The 21430-nt window shown below is 63.5% G+C and carries 24 protein-coding genes and 1 pseudogene; 12 read left to right on the top strand and 13 right to left on the bottom strand.

Going from position 1 to position 21430, the window contains the following annotated elements:
- Nucleotides 1-281 precede the first annotated feature (281 nt).
- The 9 genes and pseudogenes from D3227_RS20315 to D3227_RS20360 form a co-directional block, all read right to left on the bottom strand.
- Nucleotides 282-1433, bottom strand: a complete 1152-nt coding sequence (locus D3227_RS20315; RefSeq protein ID WP_120016105.1) for a GGDEF domain-containing protein — start codon at nucleotides 1431-1433, stop codon at nucleotides 282-284.
- A gap of 480 nt (nucleotides 1434-1913) precedes the next feature.
- On the bottom strand, nucleotides 1914-2720 hold the full coding sequence (locus D3227_RS20325) for a DUF72 domain-containing protein (protein ID WP_120016107.1): 807 nt from the start codon (nucleotides 2718-2720) through the stop codon (nucleotides 1914-1916).
- A 24-nt stretch (nucleotides 2721-2744) separates the two neighbouring features.
- Nucleotides 2745-3215, bottom strand: a complete 471-nt coding sequence (locus D3227_RS20330) for a GNAT family N-acetyltransferase (protein WP_120016108.1) — start codon at nucleotides 3213-3215, stop codon at nucleotides 2745-2747.
- A gap of 31 nt (nucleotides 3216-3246) precedes the next feature.
- Nucleotides 3247-6168 carry an excinuclease ABC subunit UvrA gene (gene uvrA / locus D3227_RS20335; protein ID WP_120016109.1) on the bottom strand — a complete coding sequence of 974 codons (2922 nt, stop codon included), beginning with the start codon at nucleotides 6166-6168 and terminating at the stop codon, nucleotides 3247-3249.
- 733 nt (nucleotides 6169-6901) lie between these two features.
- Nucleotides 6902-7192, bottom strand: a complete 291-nt coding sequence (locus D3227_RS20340; RefSeq protein ID WP_120016110.1) for a hypothetical protein — start codon at nucleotides 7190-7192, stop codon at nucleotides 6902-6904.
- A gap of 79 nt (nucleotides 7193-7271) precedes the next feature.
- Nucleotides 7272-7878: pseudogene (locus D3227_RS20345) on the bottom strand (ATP-dependent Clp protease proteolytic subunit).
- 22 nt (nucleotides 7879-7900) lie between these two features.
- Nucleotides 7901-8371 carry an SRPBCC family protein gene (locus D3227_RS20350; protein ID WP_120016111.1) on the bottom strand — a complete coding sequence of 157 codons (471 nt, stop codon included), beginning with the start codon at nucleotides 8369-8371 and terminating at the stop codon, nucleotides 7901-7903.
- Nucleotides 8368-8682, bottom strand: coding sequence for an ArsR/SmtB family transcription factor (locus D3227_RS20355; protein WP_006202047.1), 315 nt, complete (start codon nucleotides 8680-8682; stop codon nucleotides 8368-8370). The genes D3227_RS20350 and D3227_RS20355 overlap by 4 nt, the downstream gene beginning before the upstream one ends.
- 44 nt (nucleotides 8683-8726) lie before the next feature.
- Nucleotides 8727-9116: a cupin domain-containing protein gene (locus D3227_RS20360; protein ID WP_245451815.1), complete on the bottom strand. Its 390-nt coding sequence runs from the start codon at nucleotides 9114-9116 to the stop codon at nucleotides 8727-8729.
- 318 nt (nucleotides 9117-9434) lie between these two features.
- On the opposite strand from D3227_RS20360, the gene ssb reads away from it, so the two are divergent.
- Genes ssb through D3227_RS20375 form a run of 3 tightly spaced genes read left to right on the top strand, consistent with a single transcriptional unit; the run spans nucleotide 9435 to nucleotide 10837 of the window.
- Nucleotides 9435-9956 carry a single-stranded DNA-binding protein gene (ssb, locus tag D3227_RS20365; RefSeq protein WP_120016256.1) on the top strand — a complete coding sequence of 174 codons (522 nt, stop codon included), beginning with the start codon at nucleotides 9435-9437 and terminating at the stop codon, nucleotides 9954-9956.
- A gap of 26 nt (nucleotides 9957-9982) precedes the next feature.
- Nucleotides 9983-10381, top strand: a complete 399-nt coding sequence (locus tag D3227_RS20370; RefSeq protein WP_120016112.1) for a DUF2306 domain-containing protein — start codon at nucleotides 9983-9985, stop codon at nucleotides 10379-10381.
- A 30-nt stretch (nucleotides 10382-10411) separates the two neighbouring features.
- Entirely contained in the window at nucleotides 10412-10837 is a 426-nt protein-coding gene (locus tag D3227_RS20375; RefSeq protein ID WP_120016113.1) for an OsmC family protein, read from the top strand.
- Between the two features lie 52 nt (nucleotides 10838-10889).
- Here D3227_RS20375 and D3227_RS20380 read toward each other — a convergent pair whose 3' ends face one another.
- The 3 genes from D3227_RS20380 to D3227_RS20390 all read right to left on the bottom strand — a co-directional run bounded on the left by D3227_RS20380 (nucleotide 10890) and on the right by D3227_RS20390 (nucleotide 12554).
- Nucleotides 10890-11519 (bottom strand): MarC family protein, encoded by a 630-nt coding sequence (locus tag D3227_RS20380; protein WP_120016114.1) that lies wholly within the window; start codon nucleotides 11517-11519, stop codon nucleotides 10890-10892.
- Between the two features lie 94 nt (nucleotides 11520-11613).
- On the bottom strand, nucleotides 11614-11991 hold the full coding sequence (locus D3227_RS20385; protein ID WP_120016257.1) for a VOC family protein: 378 nt from the start codon (nucleotides 11989-11991) through the stop codon (nucleotides 11614-11616).
- A 32-nt stretch (nucleotides 11992-12023) separates the two neighbouring features.
- The gene (locus tag D3227_RS20390; protein ID WP_120016115.1) at nucleotides 12024-12554 is read right to left on the bottom strand and encodes a hypothetical protein; all 531 of its coding nucleotides are present in this window, start codon (nucleotides 12552-12554) and stop codon (nucleotides 12024-12026) included.
- An 85-nt stretch (nucleotides 12555-12639) separates the two neighbouring features.
- Here D3227_RS20390 and D3227_RS20395 point away from each other — a divergent pair, with 85 nt between their 5' ends.
- Together D3227_RS20395 and gyrA are read left to right on the top strand one after the other, a co-directional pair.
- Nucleotides 12640-13467, top strand: coding sequence for a helix-turn-helix transcriptional regulator (locus D3227_RS20395; protein WP_120016116.1), 828 nt, complete (start codon nucleotides 12640-12642; stop codon nucleotides 13465-13467).
- 178 nt (nucleotides 13468-13645) lie between these two features.
- The gene (gyrA, locus tag D3227_RS20400; protein ID WP_120016117.1) at nucleotides 13646-16441 is read left to right on the top strand and encodes a DNA gyrase subunit A; all 2796 of its coding nucleotides are present in this window, start codon (nucleotides 13646-13648) and stop codon (nucleotides 16439-16441) included.
- 60 nt (nucleotides 16442-16501) lie between these two features.
- On the opposite strand, the gene D3227_RS20405 is transcribed toward gyrA, so the two are convergent.
- The gene (locus D3227_RS20405; protein ID WP_120016118.1) at nucleotides 16502-16654 is read right to left on the bottom strand and encodes a hypothetical protein; all 153 of its coding nucleotides are present in this window, start codon (nucleotides 16652-16654) and stop codon (nucleotides 16502-16504) included.
- A gap of 194 nt (nucleotides 16655-16848) precedes the next feature.
- Between D3227_RS20405 and coaD the strand changes: the two genes are divergently transcribed.
- The 7 genes from coaD to tgt all read left to right on the top strand — a co-directional run bounded on the left by coaD (nucleotide 16849) and on the right by tgt (nucleotide 21426).
- Nucleotides 16849-17349, top strand: a complete 501-nt coding sequence (coaD, locus tag D3227_RS20410; RefSeq protein ID WP_120016119.1) for a pantetheine-phosphate adenylyltransferase — start codon at nucleotides 16849-16851, stop codon at nucleotides 17347-17349.
- Between the two features lie 110 nt (nucleotides 17350-17459).
- Complete coding sequence (locus tag D3227_RS20415) at nucleotides 17460-17954, top strand: peptidylprolyl isomerase (RefSeq protein ID WP_245451822.1); 495 nt, start codon at nucleotides 17460-17462, stop codon at nucleotides 17952-17954.
- Nucleotides 17955-17981: 27 nt separating this feature from the next.
- Nucleotides 17982-18494, top strand: coding sequence for a peptidylprolyl isomerase (locus D3227_RS20420; RefSeq protein ID WP_120016120.1), 513 nt, complete (start codon nucleotides 17982-17984; stop codon nucleotides 18492-18494).
- Nucleotides 18495-18506: 12 nt separating this feature from the next.
- The gene (locus tag D3227_RS20425; protein WP_120016121.1) at nucleotides 18507-18956 is read left to right on the top strand and encodes a DMT family transporter; all 450 of its coding nucleotides are present in this window, start codon (nucleotides 18507-18509) and stop codon (nucleotides 18954-18956) included.
- On the top strand, nucleotides 18956-20044 hold the full coding sequence (gene queA, locus D3227_RS20430; RefSeq protein ID WP_120016122.1) for a tRNA preQ1(34) S-adenosylmethionine ribosyltransferase-isomerase QueA: 1089 nt from the start codon (nucleotides 18956-18958) through the stop codon (nucleotides 20042-20044). The genes D3227_RS20425 and queA overlap by 1 nt, the downstream gene beginning before the upstream one ends.
- Nucleotides 20034-20303, top strand: coding sequence for a hypothetical protein (locus D3227_RS20435; protein WP_120016123.1), 270 nt, complete (start codon nucleotides 20034-20036; stop codon nucleotides 20301-20303). The genes queA and D3227_RS20435 overlap by 11 nt, the downstream gene beginning before the upstream one ends.
- A complete protein-coding gene (gene tgt / locus D3227_RS20440; protein ID WP_120016124.1) occupies nucleotides 20296-21426 on the top strand; it encodes a tRNA guanosine(34) transglycosylase Tgt in 1131 nt (376 codons plus the stop codon). Before D3227_RS20435 ends, tgt begins: the two co-directional genes overlap by 8 nt.
- Nucleotides 21427-21430 lie beyond the last annotated feature (4 nt).

The following is a 21430-nucleotide window of genomic DNA, read 5'->3' on the forward strand; positions in this document are numbered from 1 at the left end:
AGGAGAAGATGGTGTGACCGGTCGAACCGGGACCAGCGAGGCATTCCGAGGTGCTCACCGGCAGCAAATGTCGTGTCCGTGTTTGGAACTCGCTATCCGTGCAGCCCATCTTGGCCAGCGCTCACAAATTCGCGCGCAAAAGGCCGGACATATGAGCGCAAGCGATCCGATCAAACTACCTCAGCCATCCTTGCAAGCACGGGGGCGTCCACATATGAGCACCGGAAGCGCAGGTAACCTCCATTCGCAGGCCGACATCACCTGAATATCAGCATTATACCTTAGCCTGCGCGCCGGAATGTCGAGGCCAGCACACGGTTGCGGCCGCCGTGCTTGGCGGCATAGAGCGCCTTGTCGGCGGCGCTGAGCACCTTGTCGAAACTCATGCCGTCCTTGCTGCCGAAGGCATAGCCCGCGCTGACCGTGCATGACAGCGGGCGCGTTTCGGTCTCGATCCGCCGCGCTGCGAAGGACGCACGGATGCGTTCGGCGGCAAATTCCGCCTTTTCGGGCAAGGTGCGCTTCATGACCAGCGCGAATTCCTCGCCGCCCATGCGCGCAGCGGCATCGGTCGGCAGCAGATTGGCGGTAAGCTCCTCGGCGAACACTTTCAGCACCTGATCACCGGTGGCATGGCCGAACTCGTCGTTGATGGCCTTGAAGCCGTCGAGGTCGAACACCACCACGGCCGTGAAGGCGCCGACCGGTGCATCGCCATGCAGGTCGAAAAGGGCACGTCGGTTGAGCAGGCCGGTCAGCGGATCGGTCAGTGCATTGCGGCGGTGATGCTGCGCCAGGCGTCCCTGGTTGAGCGCCAGCGACAGCGCGCCTATGCCGGTCATGCAGGCGATGACGATGACCAGGCTGAGATCCTCGGCCCAATTCCTCGGCGCATGGCCGAGCACGAGCTTGCCGTCCCGCGCCAGAACCGTGGCGCATAGCAGGAAGGATACGGCGGTGATCGAATAGAGCGCGGCGACGCCGATGATCGGGACGGGGGATTCGCTGCGCCCCTTCCAGTATTCGAGTGCGGTAGCGAACAGCAGCAGGGCGGCAAAGGAATTTTCCAGCATGAAGCCCAGCCCGTCGTAACCCAGCGCCATTGGTGGCAGGGCCGCGGCAAGCGAGATGCCGGCGCCAAGAGCGATATGCGGCAGCGGCGAGCGGCCTGTCGTGAACTGGTGGGCCGCACCCAGCATGGTCGAGAAGCCGAGCAGCAGCAGGGCGAGCGTGGCGACGCCGAGCATCGGCCCGGGCTTGTCGATATAGGCCTTGTAGGCGAAGACGTCGCCGACGACGAGCAGCACGCTGACCGCCCAGGTCAGCAGGAATTTCTCCGAACGCGCGGTGAGCCAGATGCCAAACAACGTCAGGCTCAGGCAGGCGGCGGAAAAGCCGACCGCGAGCAGCAGTGAGTTGTAGTCGAGCGCCATGCCTCGTCCTTGCCCGCGCTGGTGCAGCTCAGCGCCCGGTTGGATTCATGCAGCAAGGAGGTATCGATAAGGTTACGATATCGGTGAAGATGTCGAGATTCCACTGGGTTAGAGGATCGCCACCGACAAAAGCAGAATAAGGCCGACCCCCACCATCAGCAGTCCCGGCCAATTCTGTGAAAGGCCGAGGAAGCCGAGCCCGCGCCGGCTTGGTTCAAGCGTTGGGCTCGGGGTTGCGAGATGTGGCATCGGCCGATCCGAAGCTGCAGGCGCCGGACCGCTAAGCCGCCCCCGCCTGAGGGTTGCGCCCGCCATGTACACAACCCCGGCGACAGTAAGCAACGCACCGATGAGGATGATAGCCATCTTCCTCGCCTCTATTCACGTCCGCGGGCGCCCGCCCGGTGCCCGCGAAGGCAAACGATCTAGATGCCCTGCAGGTTCCGACAGGGCTGCTGGACGCAGTGAAGGCTGGCCGCTTTATTCCGTCACCCGCTTCATCAGCGCCATGGCGCCAAAGGGCGCGCGCACTTTGCCTTCGGTGATGAAGTAGGCGAACACGTCGCGCGGGTTGACCGGCGCCTCGGTCGAAGGGTCGGCGCGTGGCAGATCGGCAGGCGCCTTGCCTTCCGCCCAGGTCTTTACCCGCGCCGCCCATTCGTCGAGGCCTTTTGATGTGTAGCAGTCCGGATTGTCGTCGCTGCCGGTCTGCAGCCGCGCATAGATGAAATCGCCGGTGACGTCGGCAATCGCCGGATATTTGGCATGGTCGGCATAGACGATCGCCACCTTGTATTTGCGCGCCAGTGCGGCGAACTCCGGCACGACAAAACTGTCGTGCCGTACCTCGACGGCATGGCGCAGGGCCACCCCATCCTGCTTTTCAGGCAAGAGCCTCAAGAAGGCTTCGAAATCGTCCGGGTCGAATTTCTTGGTCGGCGCGAACTGCCACAGGATCGGCCCCAATTTGTCGCCGAGTGCCGCTATCCCGGAACCGAGGAAACGCGTCATCGATTCGCCGGCCTCGCCGAGCACGCGCCGGTTGGTGACGAAACGGTTGCCCTTCAGCGAATAGACGAAACCGTTCGGCGACTCGCTGGCCCATTTGACGAAGGTCGGCTCCTTGAAGCTGGAGTAATAAGTGCCGTTGACCTCGATGGTGGGAACCTGGCGGCTGGCGTATTGCAACTGCTTCGCCTTGGACAGCTTGTCCGGATAGAAGGACGTGTCCCACGGCTCGAAGGTCCAGCCGCCCATGCCGGCGCGGATTTTTCCTTGGCTGCTCATCGTCTTCCTCCCAATGCTCGAAAATCAGGCCGGCATGGCGCCATCGACGGGCTTGGCCATGTCGACGACGGTCCATCCTGGCCGGTAGGGATTGGGCCGTCGACCCGTTTCTCGGAAACCATAGGCCGCGTAGAGCTCAATGTTCCGCTCCATGCGCGAATTGGTGTAGAGCCGCACCTCCGGCAAGCCCCATAGCCGCGTCTGCTCGTCGGCGAAATCGAGCAGTCTGATGCCGAGTTTCTTGCCCTGGAAGGCCGGCGCGACCGCGACGCTGAAGATCATCGCATGATCGGGATGCCGCTCGATAACGATCAGCCCGGCCAGATCGGAGCCGCGCTCCAGCAACCAGACCTCGCCGCGTTCGATCCGCGGCGGATAGTCCTCGGTGACCGGGATCGGCGGCGCGCCCCACAAGGCGGTGTAGGGTGCATAGGCGGCTTCAGTCAGCGAGACGACAGTTTGCTGGTCACTGGCAAGCGCTTGTCTGATTGTCATTCAAAAACTCTCCAGACGCCGCGCTATCCGCCTATTCCGCCGCCTGAGCCCTCTTCCCCGGACGCCGCTCCAGAAGCTCCTTGAGGAACTGGCCGGTATAGCTGCGCTTCTCGCGCACGACCGCTTCCGGTGTACCGGAGGCGACCAGCTCGCCGCCGCCGTCGCCGCCCTCGGGGCCGAGGTCGAGCACCCAATCCGCCGTCTTGATCACTTCGAGATTGTGCTCGATGACCACCACCGTGTTGCCCTGGTCGACCAGTTCGTGCAGCACTTCCAACAGCTTGGCGACGTCGTGGAAATGCAGGCCGGTGGTCGGTTCGTCGAGGATGTAAAGCGTCTTGCCGGTCGCCTTGCGCGACAGTTCCTTGGCGAGCTTGATGCGCTGCGCCTCGCCGCCAGACAGCGTCGTCGCCTGCTGGCCGATATGGATATAGCCGAGGCCGACCTGCTTCAGCGTCTCCAGCTTGTCGCGCACTCCGGGCACGGCGGCGAAGAAGTCGACGCCTTCCTCGACCGTCATGTCCAAAACGTCGGCGATCGACTTGCCCTTGAACAGCACGTCGAGCGTCTCGCGGTTGTAGCGCTTGCCGTGGCAGACGTCGCAGGTGACATAGACGTCGGGCAGGAAGTGCATCTCGATCTTGATGACGCCGTCGCCCTGGCAGGCCTCGCAGCGGCCGCCCTTGACGTTGAAGGAGAAGCGTCCCGGCTGGTAGCCGCGCGCCTTGGCCTCCGGCAGCCCCGCGAACCAGTCGCGGATCGGCGTGAAGGCGCCGGTATAGGTGGCCGGGTTGGAGCGCGGCGTCCGCCCAATCGGCGACTGGTCGATGTCGATCACCTTGTCGAGGAATTCGAGACCTTCGATGCGATCGTGATCGGCCGGATGCTCGCGCGAGCCCATGATACGGCGCGAGGCCGCCTTGAACAGCGTCTCGATCAGGAAGGTCGACTTGCCGCCGCCCGACACGCCCGTGACCGCGGTGAAGGTGCCGAGCGGGATCTCGGCCGTCACGTTCTTCAGATTGTTGCCGCGCGCGCCGACGACCTTGAGGCGCCGGTTCTTCTTCGCTTCACGCCGCACCGCCGGTGTCGCCACTTCGAGCTCGCCCGACAGATATTTGCCGGTGATCGAGGCGGGCGTCGCCATGATCTGCTGCGGCGTTCCCTGCGCGATGATCTCGCCGCCATGGATGCCGGCGGCCGGGCCGATGTCGACGACATAGTCGGCATGCAGGATGGCATCCTCGTCATGCTCGACGACAATCACCGTGTTGCCGATGTCGCGCAGGTGCTTCAGCGTGTCGAGCAGGCGCGCATTGTCGCGCTGGTGCAGGCCGATCGACGGCTCATCCAGCACATAAAGCACGCCGGTGAGGCCGGAGCCAATCTGCGAGGCAAGCCGGATGCGCTGACTCTCGCCGCCCGACAGCGTGCCGGAATTGCGCGACAGCGTCAGATAGTCGAGCCCGACATCGTTGAGGAAGCGCAGCCGCTCGCGGATTTCCTTGAGCACCCGAACCGCGATCTCGTTCTGCTTGTCGTTGAGCTGCGCCGGCAGCTCGGTGAACCACTGGTCTGCCTTGCGGATCGATTGCTCGGTCACCTCGCCGATATGTTTTCCCGCGATCTTCACCGCCAGCGCTTCCGGCTTCAGCCGGTAGCCTTTGCAGACAGGGCAGGGCGTTGCCGACATGAAGCGCTCGATCTCCTCGCGCATCCAGGCGGATTCGGTTTCCTTCCAGCGCCGCTCGAGATTGGGGATGACGCCTTCAAAAGTCTTGGTCGTCTTGTAGGAGCGCAACCCGTCATCATACTGGAAGGTGATCTCGCGCTCGCCCGTGCCGCGCAGGATCGCTTCCTGGGATTCCGCGGTCAGGTCCTTGAACTTGTCGCCGAGCTTGAAGCCATAGGCCTTGCCCAGCGCTTCCAGCGTCTGCGCGTAATAGGGCGAGGTCGACTTCGCCCACGGGCTGACGGCGCCGTCGCGTAGCGAGACGTTCTCATCCGGCACGATCAGATTGGCGTCGATGGCGCGCTGGCTGCCGAGGCCGTCGCAGGTCGGGCAGGCGCCGAACGGGTTGTTGAAGGAGAACAGCCTGGGCTCGATCTCCGGAATGGTGAAGCCGGAAACCGGGCAGGCGAACTTTTCCGAGAACAGGATGCGCTCATGCGTCTCGTTCTTCGACTTGTTGACGGAGTCCTCGCCCGTCTGGCTGGCGTCGAGCGGCCGGTCGGCGAACTCGGCCACCGCCAGCCCTTCGGCGAGCTTCAGCGCCGTCTCGATGGAATCGGCAAGCCGGGTCGCGAGGTCGCCGCGCACCACGATGCGGTCGACGACGACGTCGATGTCATGCTTGTACTTCTTGTCCAGCGCCGGCACGTCGGCGATCTCGTAGAAGACGCCGTCGACCTTGACGCGCTGAAAGCCCTTCTTCTGCAGCTCCAGCAGTTCCTTGCGGTACTCGCCTTTGCGGCCGCGCACGATCGGCGCCAGGAGAAACAGGCGCGTGCCCTCCTCGACCGCCAGCACACGGTCGACCATCTGGCTGACTGTCTGGCTCTCGATCGGCAGGCCGGTGGCCGGCGAATAGGGAATGCCGACGCGCGCGAACAGAAGCCGCATATAGTCGTAGATCTCGGTGACGGTGCCAACCGTCGAGCGCGGGTTCTTCGACGTGGTCTTCTGTTCGATGGAGATGGCAGGCGACAGGCCGTCAATCTGGTCGACATCAGGCTTCTGCATCATCTCGAGGAATTGCCGCGCATAGGCCGACAGGCTCTCGACATAGCGGCGCTGGCCCTCGGCATAGATGGTGTCGAAGGCGAGCGAAGACTTGCCGGACCCCGACAGGCCGGTCATGACGATCAGGCTGTCACGCGGCAGGTCGAGATCGACGTTCTTCAGATTGTGTTCGCGCGCCCCGCGAATGGAAAGGTATTTATGGTCGGCCATCGCCGGTCGCCGCCTCAGGTCTGGAATTCGTGGGATCGGCGGGTTTTCCCGACCGTCCCCTATGTAGGTATTTTTGCCGCCACGTCGAGAGACGCCACAATTCTCGACAGAAGCGTTTAACCGTCTTTCGCGCGAGGGGGCAAGCGGAACGAACAAAGACCGAACACGCTCCTGACAAAGCGCTGTGAAAAGCCGGAACAGCGGGCGCTCCGTTGACCAGGCTCCCGGCCTACCACCCTTACCTGGACGTAACCTCCGGGCGATCACATTTTCCGTAACCGGCTATTCAAAGGTTGACGCTGCCGACTCGGGGGCGCAGTGTCCACGGGTCAACGGAGCCGGCCGTCTTTCGATGGCCTCGCCGCCTTAGGCGGCTTGCGAGACGCCGCAGGCTTTTGCGATTTGCGCTTCGGACGACATCGTCGCAACGGACAGAGGAGTGGAGCATGACGCCACCGGACAGTCCCTTGAGGCTCCACGTATCGCTGGAGCCGCGGCAGGCATAAGTGCCAGGGTGGGCGTGAGCGCCGACCCGACAAACCGTGACCTGCCGATCCCCTGACAATCAGAGACCACTGGTCGGATCGTCGGCTGAATGCCGCGAAGCATCCGAAATCAAAGTCGGTATAACACTACCGACACATTGGATTTTAGATCCATAAAAAGCCCCGTCCGTTTGCGGAAGCAGCGGCGGGGCTGCTCGTTTGAGGCGATGGCGGCAAGAAACCGAAAGCTACCGGTTGGATGGCTTGATCGCGCCGGCGCCGACATCGACCGTGATGCTGCCGGAAATCCTGACATCGGTATCGCCGATCTTGAACTGGCCGTTGCTGCCGGCCGGCAGCGCATCGTCCGGTTCGGGCTGCGGGGCCGGCTTGGCGATGCGATAGTCGCTGGTCACGCCGGGCAGGGCGCCTTTCTGGGTCGAGCTGTCGTCGGCAAAGGCGGCTCCGGCCAGCATGCTGGCGCCAGCGAAGGCGGCAGTGACGGTGCAAACAAGTCTGGACACGCGGATGTCGGTCATCCCCGGACTATAGTGTCGCGCCGCTGGCGAGGCCAGAGCGGCGCGATCAAAATGCCGCGCGTCCGCCGCTCGCGTCTCCTCAAGCCGCCTTCTTGCGGGTGTCGAAGACATGGTCCACGAGACCCCCAGGCCTTCGCCTCCTCGGCGGTCATGAAATAATCGCGGTCGAGCGTGCGTTCGACTTCTTCGTAAGTACGCCCGCAATGATGCGCATAAAGCTCGGTCATGCGCCGCTTGGTGCGCAATATGCCTTCGGCGTGGCGCTGGATGTCGGAAGCCTGCCCCTGAAAGCCGCCCAGCGGCTGGTGAAGCACGATGCTGGTGTTGGGCAGGGCAATGCGCCGCCCCGGCGTGCCGGCCATCAGCAGGAACGAAGCCATCGAGGCGGCAAAACCCATGCAGACGGTCGACACCGGGCAGGAGATGTATTGCATCGTGTCGTAGATGGCGAAGCCGCTGGTCACCACGCCGCCCGGCGAGTTGATATAGAGCGAAATCTCCTTGTCGGGATTGTCGGATTCCAGTGACAGAAGCTGGGCGCAGACCAGGGCCGATACGCCGTCATTGATCTCCCCGTTGATGAAGACGATGCGCTCGCGCAGTAGCCGCGAAAAAATATCGAAGGCGCGTTCGCCGCGGCTCGATTGCTCGATCACCATCGGCACCAGATTGGCGAGGCCGCTCATCTTTTTTCTCCGATTTCGCTGCTCAGGCCGCGCACAACAGCAGGCGCGGCGCATTCGCGGCGACAGGCAGTTTGGATTGGGGTGCATCGAGCGACAGCCGGCAGCCGGCGCCTGCCATGGCGAGCACAGGCGTTGCTGCCCGGGCGAACCCGTCATGGACAATACGCAGATGCGTGCCGCCCGAAACTGTGCGGTCGAGGGTGAACGTGACAATGCTGTCGAGCGCCTGGCTGGCATCGTCCGGCTCCGGCCGCTCGCGCCAGGAATAGCGCAGCAGCCGTCCGGGCTCGGCGTCGATTATTTCGCAATCGATCGGCGCGTCCGGTCCGGCAAAAGCGAAACGGCTGCCGATTTCAGGCTTGATGTCGTTGGGCATCATCCAGGCCGCCAGCAGCTTCGGCTCGGTCAGCGCGCGCCACACTTTCTCCGGCGGTTCCGCCAGCTCGCATTCGAATTCGAGCGAGTCCGCAGCACTTTTAGCATGCTTTGTCATGGGTCCATGTCCTTCAAAACGGCCTTCAGCCTTTCGATGCGCTCCGGCCAGAACGCACGGTAGCGTTCGATCCAGCCAAGCAGCGGGTCGAGCCCTTGCGGATCGGCGCGATAATAGGCGTTGCGGCCGGCCCGCCGCTCGGTGACCAGGCCGGCGCCGCGCAGCACCGCCAGATGCTGGGAGACCGCCGGCTGCGATACGGTCATGCCGGTGCGCAGCTCCGACACCGTCATCTCGCTGGCGGCGAGCCGTTCGTAGACGGCGCGGCGCGTCGGGTCGGCAAGGGCGCGAAAAATCTCTGCTTCGATCATGGTCAAAGCATAAGTGGATACTTATCGGTTTGGCAAGTGTTGTTTTATGGCGCCTCCGGAAGCCAGCGTCTCACCGGCTCGGCAGATCCCTCAAAAATTGCCTCGAAGATTGGTGACGCCAGCACGGCATGGACGTGAAGTGTCTCGGTGCCGACGTTTCGGAAGCCGTGCTTCCTCTCGGCAGGAACAAGAAGCGACTGTCCGGCCGTCAGCGTCATGCGGTCGTCGTCGATCCACATTTCGGCGGTTCCGATGAGGACGGTAAGCACCTCCTCGACCGAGTGCCAATGGGTCGGAGCTCCGACCCCGGGCTGGACCCATTGTTCAAATAGGCAGAGCTGGCTGGCACCATTGCCGGCTGAAACCAGCATCCGGGTTTCCACGCCCGCCCGCCACTGCTCTCGCGGGTGATCCATGCGTGCAATCACTTGCATTTGTGTTCGCCTCCTCGGTCACCATCCCGAGACCCATTGGATCCTAGCATAGATACCATTTGTGCTGCGGACCGACGTGGCGCCGATCGCGCGGCGGCATGGCGACGGCGGCACTTGTCCGCAAGGCGGGCGCGGCAGATGATGCCGGGGAGAAGAGCCCCATTGCTGACATTCCTTGACAACAGTCGTTGATGGGCCTAGAACGAAAAGAGAACAAAAAACCTTGTGGGAAAAGGCAGCCACAGCAGGCGGGGATTGTCCGTAGCCTGTAAGGTGCGGTCGACAAAAATTTGTTTCGGATGAGCGCGGAGACGTATGATGGCGGGTAGCATCAACAAGGTCATTCTGGTGGGCAATCTCGGGGCGGACCCGGAAATCCGCCGCCTGAACTCGGGTGAGCCGGTCGTCAACATCCGCATCGCCACCTCGGAAAGCTGGCGCGACAAGAATTCCGGCGAGCGCAAGGAAAAGACCGAGTGGCACAACGTCGTCATCTTCAACGACCAGATCGCCAAGGTCGCCGAGCAGTATCTGAAGAAGGGCATGAAGGTCTATGTCGAGGGCCAGTTGCAGACGCGCAAATGGCAGGACCAGACCGGTAATGACCGCTACACGACCGAAATCGTGCTGCAGAAATTCCGTGGCGAGCTGCAGATGCTCGACGCGCGCGGCGAGGGCGGCGGCCAGGTCGGCAGCTATGCCGGCGGCGGCAACAGCAGCCGCGGTTCCGATTTCGGCCAGTCCGGTCCGAACGAGGGTTTTAGCCGCGGCGGCGGTGGCGCTAAAGGCGGTGGCGGCGGTGGTTCGTCGCGCGAACTGGACGACGAAATCCCGTTCTGAGCCGATCGACTGCAGGAGAGGGCGCCATGTCGCTGGGACCGCTGCTTGCCGCGCCCCCTCCAATTCCCTGGCATGCCTTTGCGGCCTTTGCCGCTTTGGTGACCGGCGCCACTCAATTGGCGCTGCCCAAGGGCACGACGCGTCATCGCGTTGTCGGCTTTGTCTGGGCCGCGCTGATGCTGGTCATCGCCATCTCGAGTTTCTGGATCCAGCAGATCCGCCTCTTCGGCCGCTTCAGCCCGATACATCTGCTGTCGATCCTGTTGCTGGTCACGGTACCGTTGGCGGTCTGGCACGCGCACAACCATCGCGTCGAAAAGCATCGCCGCGTCATGATTGCGCTCTATGTTTTCGCATTGATTGGTGCCGGCGTATTTACGCTGCTACCGGGCCGGATCATGCACGCGGTCGTGTTCGACCAGTAATCAGCGCGATGACTTGCAGGGAAGAATCTAGTGAAAGCACGGGTAAAGTGGGTCGAGGAACGCACCTTTGTCGGCGAGTCCGGCAGCGGCCATAAGGTCGTGCTGGGCACCGCTTTCGGCCCGGAAGGCAGGACACCGGGTCCGAGCCCGATGGAACTGGTGCTGATCGGCACCGGTGGCTGCTCGGCCTATGACGTGGTCCATATCCTGGAAAAGGGCCGCGAGGCGGTAGAGGACTGCGTCGTCGAGCTCGACGCCGATCGGGCCGAGACCGAGCCGCGGGTGTTCACCCGCATCCACATGCATTTCATCGTCAAGGGCCGCGCGCTCTCGCACGACAAGGTGAAGCGGGCGATCGATCTCTCAATCGAAAAATACTGCTCGGCGACTGCGATGATGGCCAAGACTGCGGCTGTCACTCACGACTTCGAAGTCGTCGACACGGCGGCGAAGTAAGACTACGGTCCCGTCTCTGCGCGAGGCCGTTTCATCACACAAAAACAGTATCTTACCCCGCCATCAGCGCCTTGATGCCGTCGGCAACGAACTGCACCGCCAGTGCCGCCAGGATGACGCCGAGCAGCCGGGTCAGGATTGAACGCCCGGTCTGGCCGAGAATGCGGTCGATGCGCTCGGCGAGTACGAACACCAGATAGGTGATGGCGAGGCACACGAAGATGATGCCGACCAGGGCTGCCTGCGCGCCAAACCCCTGGAACGAGCCGGACAGCAGCACGGTCGCCGAAATCGCGCCCGGGCCGGCGATCAGCGGGATCGCAAGCGGGAAGGCGGCGATGTTGTGGATCATGTCCTTGGTGATGGCGACGTCGCCGATCTTTTCCTTGCGGTCCTGCCGCCGCTCGAACACCATCTCGAAGGCGATGAAGAACAGCAGAAATCCGCCGGCAACGCGGAAGGCCGGCAGTGTGATGCCGAACACCGACAGGATCGACGCGCCGGCGACCGCGAACAACGCCATCACCAGGAAGCCGATGGTCGAGGCGCGGACAGAGACCTGCTGGCGCTCCTCGCGGTTCATGCCGCGCGTCACGGCGAGGAAGAGCGGCGCCAGCCCGGGCGGGTCGATGGTCACCAGGATGGTGACGAAGGCATTGAACAGGCTGTCGAAGCTCGGCATCTTTCACGCCTCCCGCCGGGCGACGCCCGAACCCCTCAATTGGTAGAGCAAAGCAGGGGCGCTGGAAACAGCGCGGGAGGAGGATTTGAGCCGGCTAGCCGGGCGCGCCGCAATAGGCTTCGATGCGGTAGCCATCTGGGTCGATGATGAAGGCGGCATAGTAGTTTTCGCCATAGTCGGAGCGCAGGCCGGGCGCGCCATTGTCGCGGCCGCCTTCGCTGAGCGCGGCCGCATGGAACGCATCGACGCTGGCTCGCGTTGGCGCGGCGAAGCAGAAATGCAGGCCGGACTTCGCCTCCGCCGTCACCGGCCGCGGCGCTTCGTTCACCCATAGCGCCACCGTTTCACCGCCATAGCCAAGTGAGCCGGGTGAGTGGCTGAGGCAAGAGTAGCCAAGCGGCTTCAGCGCTGCGTCATAAAAATCTTTCGCGGCATTGGCGTCGCGGACGCCGATCGAGACGTGGTCAAGCATCGTTTTCTCCATGTTTGCAAATGGTTGGTTGATCAGGCTGGAGTCACGCGGCGCGCCAGGAACTCGACCTCGATGCGCCAGTCCTCGCTGCCTTCGTGTGAACACTCGCCCAGCCAGCGGAACGAGTTTTCGGTGATCCGGAAAAAGCTCCAGCGCACTGAGGAGCCACGGGCGTCGACACCTTGCTGGACGATCGTGTCGCCCTCGGCGCGGCCGAGCTGGCGGCTGAAATACTGGTTGCGCGGGTCGCTCCAGAAAATGTGCCAGGCATCGACGCCGGGATCGTAGACGCGCAATGTCGTGCCGTAGAACGTCCACGTGCCGAGCAACGGTGAAGGGCCGGCATCGCGTGCGGGCAGGATCCACACATCCTGGATTGCCTTGCCCTCCAGAACCCAGCCAAAATGCACCTCGCCGCGCCCGGTAAGCACCGTGCCGTCTTCGAGATGACGCGTGGCGTCGAATGTCCAGGCGCCGACGAAACGGCCGTAAAGGTCCAGCTTTTCAGCCAGGTCGGGGTTGGGTCCGTCGCTGTGCAGGGCTTCGGTAAAGGGATCGGTCATGGTTGCTGCCTCGTTTGTCAGGAGACCGCGACCAATAGGGGCATGGCAGGGTTCTGCGCTTGGGAAAAATTGCTATCTTTCGACGATGACGACGAGCGAGCAAAACCTTGCATCGGGGCAGGGCTGGCATGTGTCCGACGTGGTGTGCACGGCCGGCGCCGGCGACAGCCCGTTCGAGGAAGAGCACCGGACCTTTTGTGTCGCCGCCGTGACTCAAGGCACCTTCCGCTACCGCACGCGCCAGGGCATGGCGATGCTGGCGCCAGGCGCAATCCTGCTCGGCAATCCCGGCGCCTGCTATGAATGCGGCCACGAACATGGCGCCGGCGACCGCTGCCTCTCCTTCCATTTTGCCCCTGCCTATATGGAAGGCATCGTCGCCGAGGTGCCTGGCGCGAGGCGACTGGGCTTTGGTACACCGCGCCTGCCGCCATTGCGGGCGCTGGCGCCGCTGCTGGCGGAGGCGGAGGCCGCGCGCGAGGCGGCTGACAGCGATGGATTCGAGGAGCTCGGCCTGCGCATTGCCGGAGCGGCGGTGGCTTTTGCCACGGGTGCCGGGAATGTCGGCCGTGCGCCGAGCCGCCGCGACCAGAAACGCGTTGTAGAAGCGGTGCGGCGTATCGAGCTCGATGGCGACAAGCCGCTGTCGCTGGCCGAACTTGCCGGCGAGACCGCGACCAGTCCCTACCATTTCCTGCGCACCTTCCGGCACGTCGCCGGAATGACGCCTTACCAGTTCCTGCTGAAAACCCGGCTGCACCGGGCCGCGGTGCGGCTGCGAACGTCGCACGAGGCGATCTCGACCATCGCCTTCGAGGTCGGCTTCAACGACCTGTCGACCTTCAACCGACGCTTCCGGCGTGAAATGGGGCAGGCGCCCGGCGCCTATCGCGCCCACCGGCAGATCGCCTAGCGTTGGCCCACGTTGCCCGGCGGCGGCGAAAAGCGCCGTGGCCATATCGTCGCAATCGACGGTATCCTTTTGAAATTACCGCCGAAATTGTCTCTGGAAAAGCCGTCGCCAACATTGGAGTTTCGGGCGCGCTTCCTATATAAGCAGCCAGTGATTCCTGACTGGATTGTGACCTGATTTGACCGACCAGAAGACACCGCGCGGCGCCGACGGCGGCCCGACCGGCATCGAGCCGATATCCATCATCGAGGAGATGCAGCGCTCCTATCTCGATTACGCCATGAGCGTGATCGTCAGCCGTGCGCTGCCCGACGTGCGCGACGGCCTGAAGCCGGTGCATCGCCGCATCCTCTTTGCCTCGCATGAGAGCGGCTATCACTGGAACCGCAAATATGTGAAGTCGGCCCGCCCGGTCGCCGACGTGATGGGTAAATACCATCCGCATGGCGACGCCTCGATCTACGACGCCTTGGTGCGCATGGCGCAGGACTGGTCGCTGCGCGTGCCGCTGATCGACGGGCAGGGCAATTTCGGCTCGATCGACGGCGATCCGCCGGCGGCGATGCGCTACACCGAATCGCGCCTGACTAAGGTTGCGCACGAGTTGCTGGAGGATATCGACAAGGAAACCGTCGATTTCCAGGACACTTACGATGCGTCGGGCAGCGAGCCGAAGGTGCTGCCGGCGCGCTTTCCCAATCTTTTGGTCAACGGCTCCGGCGGCATCGCCGTCGGCATGGCCACCAACATCCCGCCGCACAATCTCGGCGAAGTCTGTAACGGCGCTATCGCGATCATCGACAATCCGGCGATCGACCTGCCGGCGCTGATGGAAATCATCCCCGGGCCGGATTTCCCCACCGGCGGCATCGTGCTCGGCCGTTCCGGCATCTACAGCGCCTATTCGACCGGCCGCGGCTCCATCGTCATGCGCGGCAAGGTCAACATCGAACAGCGCGGCAACGACCGCGAGTCGATCATCATCACCGAGGTTCCCTACCAGGTGAACAAGTCGTCGATGATCGAGAAGATGGCCGAACTGGTACGCGACAAGCGCATCGAGGGCATTTCCGACATCCGCGACGAGAGCGACCGGCAGGGCTACCGCGTCGTCATCGAGTTGAAGCGTGACGCCGTCGCCGACGTCATCCTCAACCAGCTTTATCGCTTCACGCCGCTGCAGACCTCGTTCGGCGCCAACATGGTGGCGCTGAATGGCGGTAAGCCGGAACTGCTGACGCTGACCGATATGCTGAAGGCCTTTGTGGCCTTCCGCGAGGAGGTGATCACACGGCGCACCAAATTCCTGCTGCGCAAGGCGCGCGATCGCGCCCATGTGCTGGTCGGTCTCGCCATCGCCGTCGCCAACATCGACGAAGTCATAAAGCTGATCCGCACCGCGCCGGACCCTCAGACGGCGCGCGAGCAGTTGATGGAGCGGCGCTGGCCGTCCGGCGACGTCGAATCGCTGATCCTGCTGATCGACGATCCGCGCCACCGGATTAACGAGGACGGCACCTACAATCTGTCGGAGGAACAGGCCCGCGCTATCCTCGAACTGCGCCTGCAGCGCCTGACCGCGCTCGGCCGCGACGAGATCGCCGAAGAATTGAACACGATCGGCGCCGAAATCATCGACTATCTCGACATCCTGTCGTCGCGTGCCCGTGTCCAGCAGATCGTCAAGGACGAGCTTGCCGCCGTGCGCGACGAGTTCGGCACGCCGCGCCGCACCGAGCTCTCCGAGGGCGGGGCGGACATGGAAGACGAGGACCTGATCCAGCGTGAGGACATGGTCGTCACGGTCAGCCATTCCGGCTACATCAAGCGCGTGCCGCTGTCGCTCTACCGGGCGCAGCGCCGCGGCGGCAAGGGCCGCTCCGGCATGTCGACCAAGGAAGAGGATTTCGTCACCCGGCTGTTCGTCGCCAACACGCATACGCCGGTGCTGTTCTTCTCCTCACGCGGCATCGTCTACAAGGAAAAGGTGTGGCGCCTGCCGATCGGCAACCCGCAGTCGCGCGGCAAGGCGCTTATCAACATGCTGCCGCTGGAGCAGGGCGAGCGCATCACCACCATCATGCCGCTGCCGGAGGACGAGACGAGTTGGGGCGAGCTCGACGTGATGTTCGCCACCACGCGCGGCACCGTGCGCCGCAACAAGCTGTCCGACTTCGTCCAGGTCAACCGCAACGGCAAGATCGCCATGAAGCTGGAGGAGGAAGGCGACGAGATCCTCGGCGTCGAGACCTGCACCGACAATGACGACGTGCTTTTGACCGCAAGCTCCGGTCAGTGCATCCGCTTTTCGGTCGGCGACGTGCGCGTCTTCCAGAGCCGCAACTCGGTCGGCGTGCGCGGTATCGCCATGGCCGAGACTGACAGGGTGATTTCCATGGCGGTGATCGAGAATGTCGATGCTCCGCCGGCTGAGCGCGCTGCCTATCTCAAGCGAGCGGCGGCCGAACGGCGGCTCGCCGCCGGCATAGCCGCTGGTGAAGAGGAAGAGATCGCGCTGACCAATGAGGAGATCGGCGAGGAGACGGAACTTTCCGACGAGCGCTACGAATTCCTGAAGGCGCATGAGCAGTACGTGCTGACAGTGACCGAATATGGCTACGGCAAGCGCTCATCGTCTTATGATTTCCGCCTGACCGGGCGCGGCGGCAAGGGCATCCGGGCCACCGACGTCTCGAAAGTGGCCGAGATCGGCCGGCTGGTTGCGACCTTCCCGGTCGGCAATGACGATCAGATCATGCTGGTCTCGGACGGTGGCACGGTCATCCGCGTGCCGATCGAGGGCATCCGTTTCGCCAGCCGCGCCACCAAGGGCGTGACCATCTTCAACACCGCCGAAGGCGAGAAGGTTGTCTCTGTCGAGCGGATTTCGGAACCGCAGTCGGACGAGGAAGAGAGCGTCGAGGGCGAGGCGGATACCGCAGGCGGCGACGCCAGCCCGGACAACGCCGAATAGGCCTGGAAACAGCGACGCCGGCCCGATGGGCCGGCGCGGTCGAAAACTCTTAGGCGAAATTTAGAAATGCCGGTACGGCTTGCGGGGTCCGAAACCTTCCAAGCGCTTGGTGTTGGCCCTGGCGCGAACGCGCCCAGCTTCCTGATGCAGCCCGAATACAGTGGCGATCAGCATGGCGACGGTCATTGCGGCGGCTAGCATGTAGATCAGCATGTGCGTGTTCTCCTGCGCCTAATAACGGTTAGATGGGGATTTGGTTTCATCATCTGAAGTGGGAACCTAGTGAACGCTGCGTGAAGCCTTCGTGATCAACGCATTCATCTGTCGTTCATGTCTGCGAAAAGGTTCACGGACGTGATCTCGATCGGATTTGCCTTTGGCCGAGAGGCTCGCTAGAAGCACCAGCCATGACCGAACGCATCGCCCTCTATGCTGGCTCCTTCGACCCGCTGACCAACGGCCATCTCGATGTGCTGAAGGCCTCGCTGGCCGTCGCCGACATCGTCTATGCGGCGATCGGCATCCATCCCGGCAAAAAGCCGCTGTTCTCCTTCGAGGAACGGGTGAAGCTGATCGAGCTTGCTACCAAGGCGGAATTCGGTAGCGACGGCGCCCGCATCAGGATCGTCGCCTTCGACGGGCTGGTCATCGACGCGGCCAGGAGAGAGGGCGCCTCGATCATGATCCGCGGCCTGCGCGACGGCACCGACCTCGACTACGAGATGCAGATGGCGGGGATGAACGAGACCATGGCGCCGGAACTGCAGACGGTTTTTCTGCCGGCCAGCCCCTCGGTCAGAACCATTACCGCCACACTTGTCCGCCAGATAGCCTCGATGGGAGGCGACATCCGCCCCTTCGTGCCGGCGGCGGTTGCCGGTGCGCTCACCGCCAAATTCGCGAAATAGGTTTCTTGGAGAAGACCATGCAGCTGAAGAAGCTCGCCTCGTTCCTCGTCGTGCTTGCCGGTCTCGCGACCGCCTCCGTTTCGGCCTTCGCTGCCGATGCGGAAAACACCATGATCGTCACGCTGAAGGATGGCGACGTCACCATCGCGCTGCGGCCCGATCTGGCGCCCAAGCATGTCGCGCAGATCAAGAAACTGGTGCGCGAAGGCGCCTACGACAACGTTGCCTTCCATCGCGTCATCGACGGCTTTATGGCGCAGACTGGCGACGTCAAGTTCGGCAACATGAAGAAGGGCTTCAATGCCCAGACTGTCGGCACCGGCGGCTCAGATCTTCCGGATCTGCCGGCCGAGTTCTCGCAGAGCGAACACTACAAGCGCGGCGTGGTCGGCATGGCCCGCTCGCAGGATCCGAATTCGGCGAATTCCCAGTTCTTCATCATGTTCGCACCGGCGCCGCCGCTTGATGGCCAGTACACCATCGTCGGCAATGTCGTCAGCGGCATGGAACTGGTCGACCACATTAAGAAAGGCGACGAGGCTGACAATGGGACGGTCACCGACCCCGACCGGATGATCAAAGTGCGCATTGCCGCCGACAAATAAATCTGTTTTTTCAAAAGGATATCTGACATGGCTGAGATCAAGGACCGCGAGAACGCGCTCATCATGGAAACGACCAAGGGCCAGGTCGTCATCGAACTTTTGCCCGATCTGGCACCCGGCCACGTCGCCCGCATCAAGGAACTGACACGCGAAGGCGCCTATGACGGCGTGGTCTTCCACCGCGTCATCGACGGCTTCATGGCGCAGACCGGCGACGTCAAGTTCGGCAATTCCTCGAAGCCAACGTTTGCGCCGTCGCGCGCCGGTATGGGCGGTTCCGACAAGCCCGATTTGAAGGCCGAGTTCTCCAACGCCAACCATGCCCGCGGCACCTGCTCGATGGCCCGGGCGCAGAACCCGAATTCGGCCAACTCGCAGTTCTTCATCTGCTTCGACGATGCCGCCTTCCTCAACCGCCAGTACACGGTCTGGGGCCAGGTCATCGAAGGCATGGACAATGTCGACAAGATCAAGCGCGGCGAGCCGGTGCAGGATCCCGACAAGATCGTGTCGCTGAAGGTCGCGGCCGACGTCGAGTAAGGCAAAACGACGATGATGGGCGCTGTCTGGTCCCTGCTCGGCATACTGTCCGGCGCTTTCATCGCCGTACAGGCGCCCATCAATTCGCAGCTGGCGCGCGGCCTGGGTCTCCCGGTCGCGGCGGCCGCGTTCTCCTTTCTGTCGGGCGCCATCGTGCTCGGCATCATCGCCGTCGCGGTGGTGAAGCTGCAGGGCCTTTCGCTCGACTGGAAGGCACCGGCGCCCTGGCTGTTCGTCGCCGGCGGTATGCTCGGCGGCTTCTACGTCACGCTTTCGACCATTCTCACGCCACGCATCGGCGCCGCCGCCCTGATGGCGTTCCTGGTCGCCGGGCAGTTGCTGGCCGGCATGCTCATCGACCGTGCCGGCTTCCTCGGCGTCGCCGTGCGCGAGATTTCGCTCGGCCGTGTCGCCGGTGCGGTTCTGCTGCTGGCCGGAGCGCTGCTTATCCGGCTCTACTGATGCGCGTCGACCTCTTCGATTTTGACTTGCCGGAGGAACGCATTGCGCTTCGTCCGGCCGAGCCGCGCGACAGCGCGCGCATGCTGGTGGTCAAACCCGACCAGGGGCTCGATGACCGGACGGTGCGCGACCTGCCGTCGTTTCTCGAAGCCGGCGATGTGCTGGTCTTCAACGACACCAAGGTCATTCCGGCGCAGCTCAGGGGCATCAGGCGGCGCGGCGAGGCGCAGGCACAGGTCGAGGCCACATTGCACATGCGCGTGGCGCCGGACCGTTGGCAGGCTTTCATGCGGCCGGGCAAGCGTATCGCTGCCGGTGATCGCATCCATTTCGGCCATGACGGCAATTCCTGCTTTCTCGGCCAGCTCGACGCCACGGTGATCGAGAAGGGCGATGCCGGCGAGGTGCTGCTCGGCTTCGATCTTTCGGGCGCGTTCCTTGACGAGGCGCTGCACGCCGTCGGCCATATCCCACTGCCCCCCTACATCGCCTCCAAGCGCGACGACGACGAGCGCGACCGCAGCGACTACCAGACCATCTATGCCAGGGAGGAGGGCGCGGTGGCCGCGCCCACCGCCGGCCTGCATTTCACGCCGGAGCTGTTCGCCGCACTCGATGCAAAAGGCATCGAGCGCCGTTTCGTCACCTTGCATGTCGGCGCCGGCACCTTCCTGCCGGTGAAAGCAGACGACACCGCCGACCACAAGATGCATGCCGAGACCGGCTCGGTCAGTCAGGACACCGCCGAGGCTTTGAACGCCGCGAAGGCAAGAGGCGGGCGCATCATCGCCGTCGGTACGACCTCGCTTCGCCTGCTGGAGAGTGCTGCGCGCGAGGACGGCACGCTAGCCGCTTGGTCTGGCCCGACCGACATCTTCATCACCCCCGGCTATCGCTTCCGAACCGCCGACATGCTGATGACCAATTTCCATCTGCCGCGCTCGACGCTGTTCATGCTGGTTTCGGCCTTCTGTGGCCTCGAAACGATGCGCGCGGCCTATGCGCATGCCATCGACAACAGCTACAGATTCTACTCCTACGGAGATGCCAGCCTGCTTTACCGAGCGGAGACGAGCGATGGACGATGATCTCGATGGAATGGACCGCGACACCCTGATCGCGGAAGTGAAAAAATTGCGCGCCGGCATTCGCCAGCATCGCGATGCCACCGGTCACGAACTCTGCTGGCATCATCCCGATTTGTGGGACCTTTTGCCGGAGCAGACCGAACCGGCGATCGCCGTGCCGCCCTGGCCAAAATTCATGCGCGGCTGCATCCACTACCGGCAGTCGTTGGACGAACAGGCACCTGGCGCGCCGGTGCACGACAAGGAATTCAATGGCTGACGCGTTCTCCTTCAAGGTGCTGGCGACGGACGGCAAGGCGCGGCGCGGCGTGATAGACATGCCGCGCGGCGAGATCCGCACGCCGGCCTTTATGCCGGTCGGCACCGGCGGTACCGTCAAGACGATGTATATGGACCAGGTGCGCAACCTTGGCGCCGATATCATCCTGGGCAACACCTACCATCTGATGCTGCGGCCCGGCGCCGAGCGCGTCGCGCGGCTCGGCGGCCTGCACGAATTTGCCCGCTGGCAGCATCCGATCCTGACCGACAGCGGCGGTTTCCAGGTGATGTCGCTGTCGAAGCTCAGGAAGCTCACCGAAAAGGGCGTCACCTTCCGCTCGCATATCGACGGCGCCGCCTATGAGATGTCGCCCGAACGCTCGATCGAGATCCAGGGACTGCTCGATTCCGACATCCAGATGCAGCTCGACGAATGTACGGCGCTGCCGGCCAAGGAGAAGGAAATCGAGCGCGCCATGGAATTGTCGCTGCGCTGGGCCGAACGCTGCAAGACGGCGTTCGGCGACCAGCCGGGCAGGGCGATGTTTGGCATCGTCCAGGGCGGCGACGTGCCCTCGTTCAGGGTGCGCTCGGCGCAGGCGCTGAAGGCGATGGATCTGAAGGGCTACGCCGTCGGCGGCCTGGCGGTTGGCGAGCCGCAGGCGGTGATGCTCGATATGCTCGACATCACCTGCGCCGAACTGCCTGAAGACAAGCCGCGCTATCTGATGGGTGTCGGCACGCCGGACGACATATTGAAATCGGTGGCGCGCGGCATCGACATGTTCGATTGCGTGATGCCGACCCGCGCCGGTCGCCACGGCCTCGCCTATACAAGGCGCGGCAAGGTCAATCTGCGCAACGCCCGCCACGCCGACGATCCGCGCCCGCTGGACGAGGAAAGCGACTGTCCGGCCGCGCGCGACTATTCGCGCGCCTATCTGCATCATCTGGTGCGCTCGCAGGAAGCACTGGGCGCGATGCTGCTGACCTGGAACAACCTGTCCTACTACCAGAGGCTGATGCAGGACATTCGTGCCGCGATCGGGGCCCAAGCCTTCGACGCGCGCGCAGCGGAGATTTCAGAAGGCTGGGCGCGGGGCGATATTCCGGCGAACTGAGCGG

This window comes from Mesorhizobium waimense (assembly GCF_003601975.1).
GTDB lineage: Bacteria > Pseudomonadota > Alphaproteobacteria > Rhizobiales > Rhizobiaceae > Mesorhizobium > Mesorhizobium waimense.

Excerpts from the sequence above, each read along its gene's own strand:
- ssb (WP_120016256.1), top strand. The coding sequence starts at position 9,435 with ATGGCGGGTAGCATCAACAAGGTCATTCTGGTGGGCAATCTCGGGGCG.
- D3227_RS20350 (WP_120016111.1), bottom strand. The coding sequence starts at position 8,371 with ATGACAAAGCATGCTAAAAGTGCTGCGGACTCGCTCGAATTCGAATGC.
- D3227_RS20360 (WP_245451815.1), bottom strand. The coding sequence starts at position 9,116 with ATGCAAGTGATTGCACGCATGGATCACCCGCGAGAGCAGTGGCGGGCG.
- D3227_RS20330 (WP_120016108.1), bottom strand. The coding sequence starts at position 3,215 with ATGACAATCAGACAAGCGCTTGCCAGTGACCAGCAAACTGTCGTCTCG.
- D3227_RS20415 (WP_245451822.1), top strand. The coding sequence starts at position 17,460 with ATGATCGTCACGCTGAAGGATGGCGACGTCACCATCGCGCTGCGGCCC.
- coaD (WP_120016119.1), top strand. The coding sequence starts at position 16,849 with ATGACCGAACGCATCGCCCTCTATGCTGGCTCCTTCGACCCGCTGACC.
- D3227_RS20315 (WP_120016105.1), bottom strand. The coding sequence starts at position 1,433 with ATGGCGCTCGACTACAACTCACTGCTGCTCGCGGTCGGCTTTTCCGCC.
- D3227_RS20425 (WP_120016121.1), top strand. The coding sequence starts at position 18,507 with ATGATGGGCGCTGTCTGGTCCCTGCTCGGCATACTGTCCGGCGCTTTC.
- D3227_RS20405 (WP_120016118.1), bottom strand. The coding sequence starts at position 16,654 with ATGCTGATCTACATGCTAGCCGCCGCAATGACCGTCGCCATGCTGATC.
- D3227_RS20370 (WP_120016112.1), top strand. The coding sequence starts at position 9,983 with ATGTCGCTGGGACCGCTGCTTGCCGCGCCCCCTCCAATTCCCTGGCAT.
- D3227_RS20355 (WP_006202047.1), bottom strand. The coding sequence starts at position 8,682 with ATGATCGAAGCAGAGATTTTTCGCGCCCTTGCCGACCCGACGCGCCGC.
- uvrA (WP_120016109.1), bottom strand. The coding sequence starts at position 6,168 with ATGGCCGACCATAAATACCTTTCCATTCGCGGGGCGCGCGAACACAAT.
- queA (WP_120016122.1), top strand. The coding sequence starts at position 18,956 with ATGCGCGTCGACCTCTTCGATTTTGACTTGCCGGAGGAACGCATTGCG.
- D3227_RS20435 (WP_120016123.1), top strand. The coding sequence starts at position 20,034 with ATGGACGATGATCTCGATGGAATGGACCGCGACACCCTGATCGCGGAA.
- D3227_RS20340 (WP_120016110.1), bottom strand. The coding sequence starts at position 7,192 with ATGACCGACATCCGCGTGTCCAGACTTGTTTGCACCGTCACTGCCGCC.
- D3227_RS20380 (WP_120016114.1), bottom strand. The coding sequence starts at position 11,519 with ATGCCGAGCTTCGACAGCCTGTTCAATGCCTTCGTCACCATCCTGGTG.
- D3227_RS20420 (WP_120016120.1), top strand. The coding sequence starts at position 17,982 with ATGGCTGAGATCAAGGACCGCGAGAACGCGCTCATCATGGAAACGACC.
- D3227_RS20385 (WP_120016257.1), bottom strand. The coding sequence starts at position 11,991 with ATGCTTGACCACGTCTCGATCGGCGTCCGCGACGCCAATGCCGCGAAA.
- D3227_RS20390 (WP_120016115.1), bottom strand. The coding sequence starts at position 12,554 with ATGACCGATCCCTTTACCGAAGCCCTGCACAGCGACGGACCCAACCCC.
- tgt (WP_120016124.1), top strand. The coding sequence starts at position 20,296 with ATGGCTGACGCGTTCTCCTTCAAGGTGCTGGCGACGGACGGCAAGGCG.
- D3227_RS20395 (WP_120016116.1), top strand. The coding sequence starts at position 12,640 with ATGACGACGAGCGAGCAAAACCTTGCATCGGGGCAGGGCTGGCATGTG.
- D3227_RS20325 (WP_120016107.1), bottom strand. The coding sequence starts at position 2,720 with ATGAGCAGCCAAGGAAAAATCCGCGCCGGCATGGGCGGCTGGACCTTC.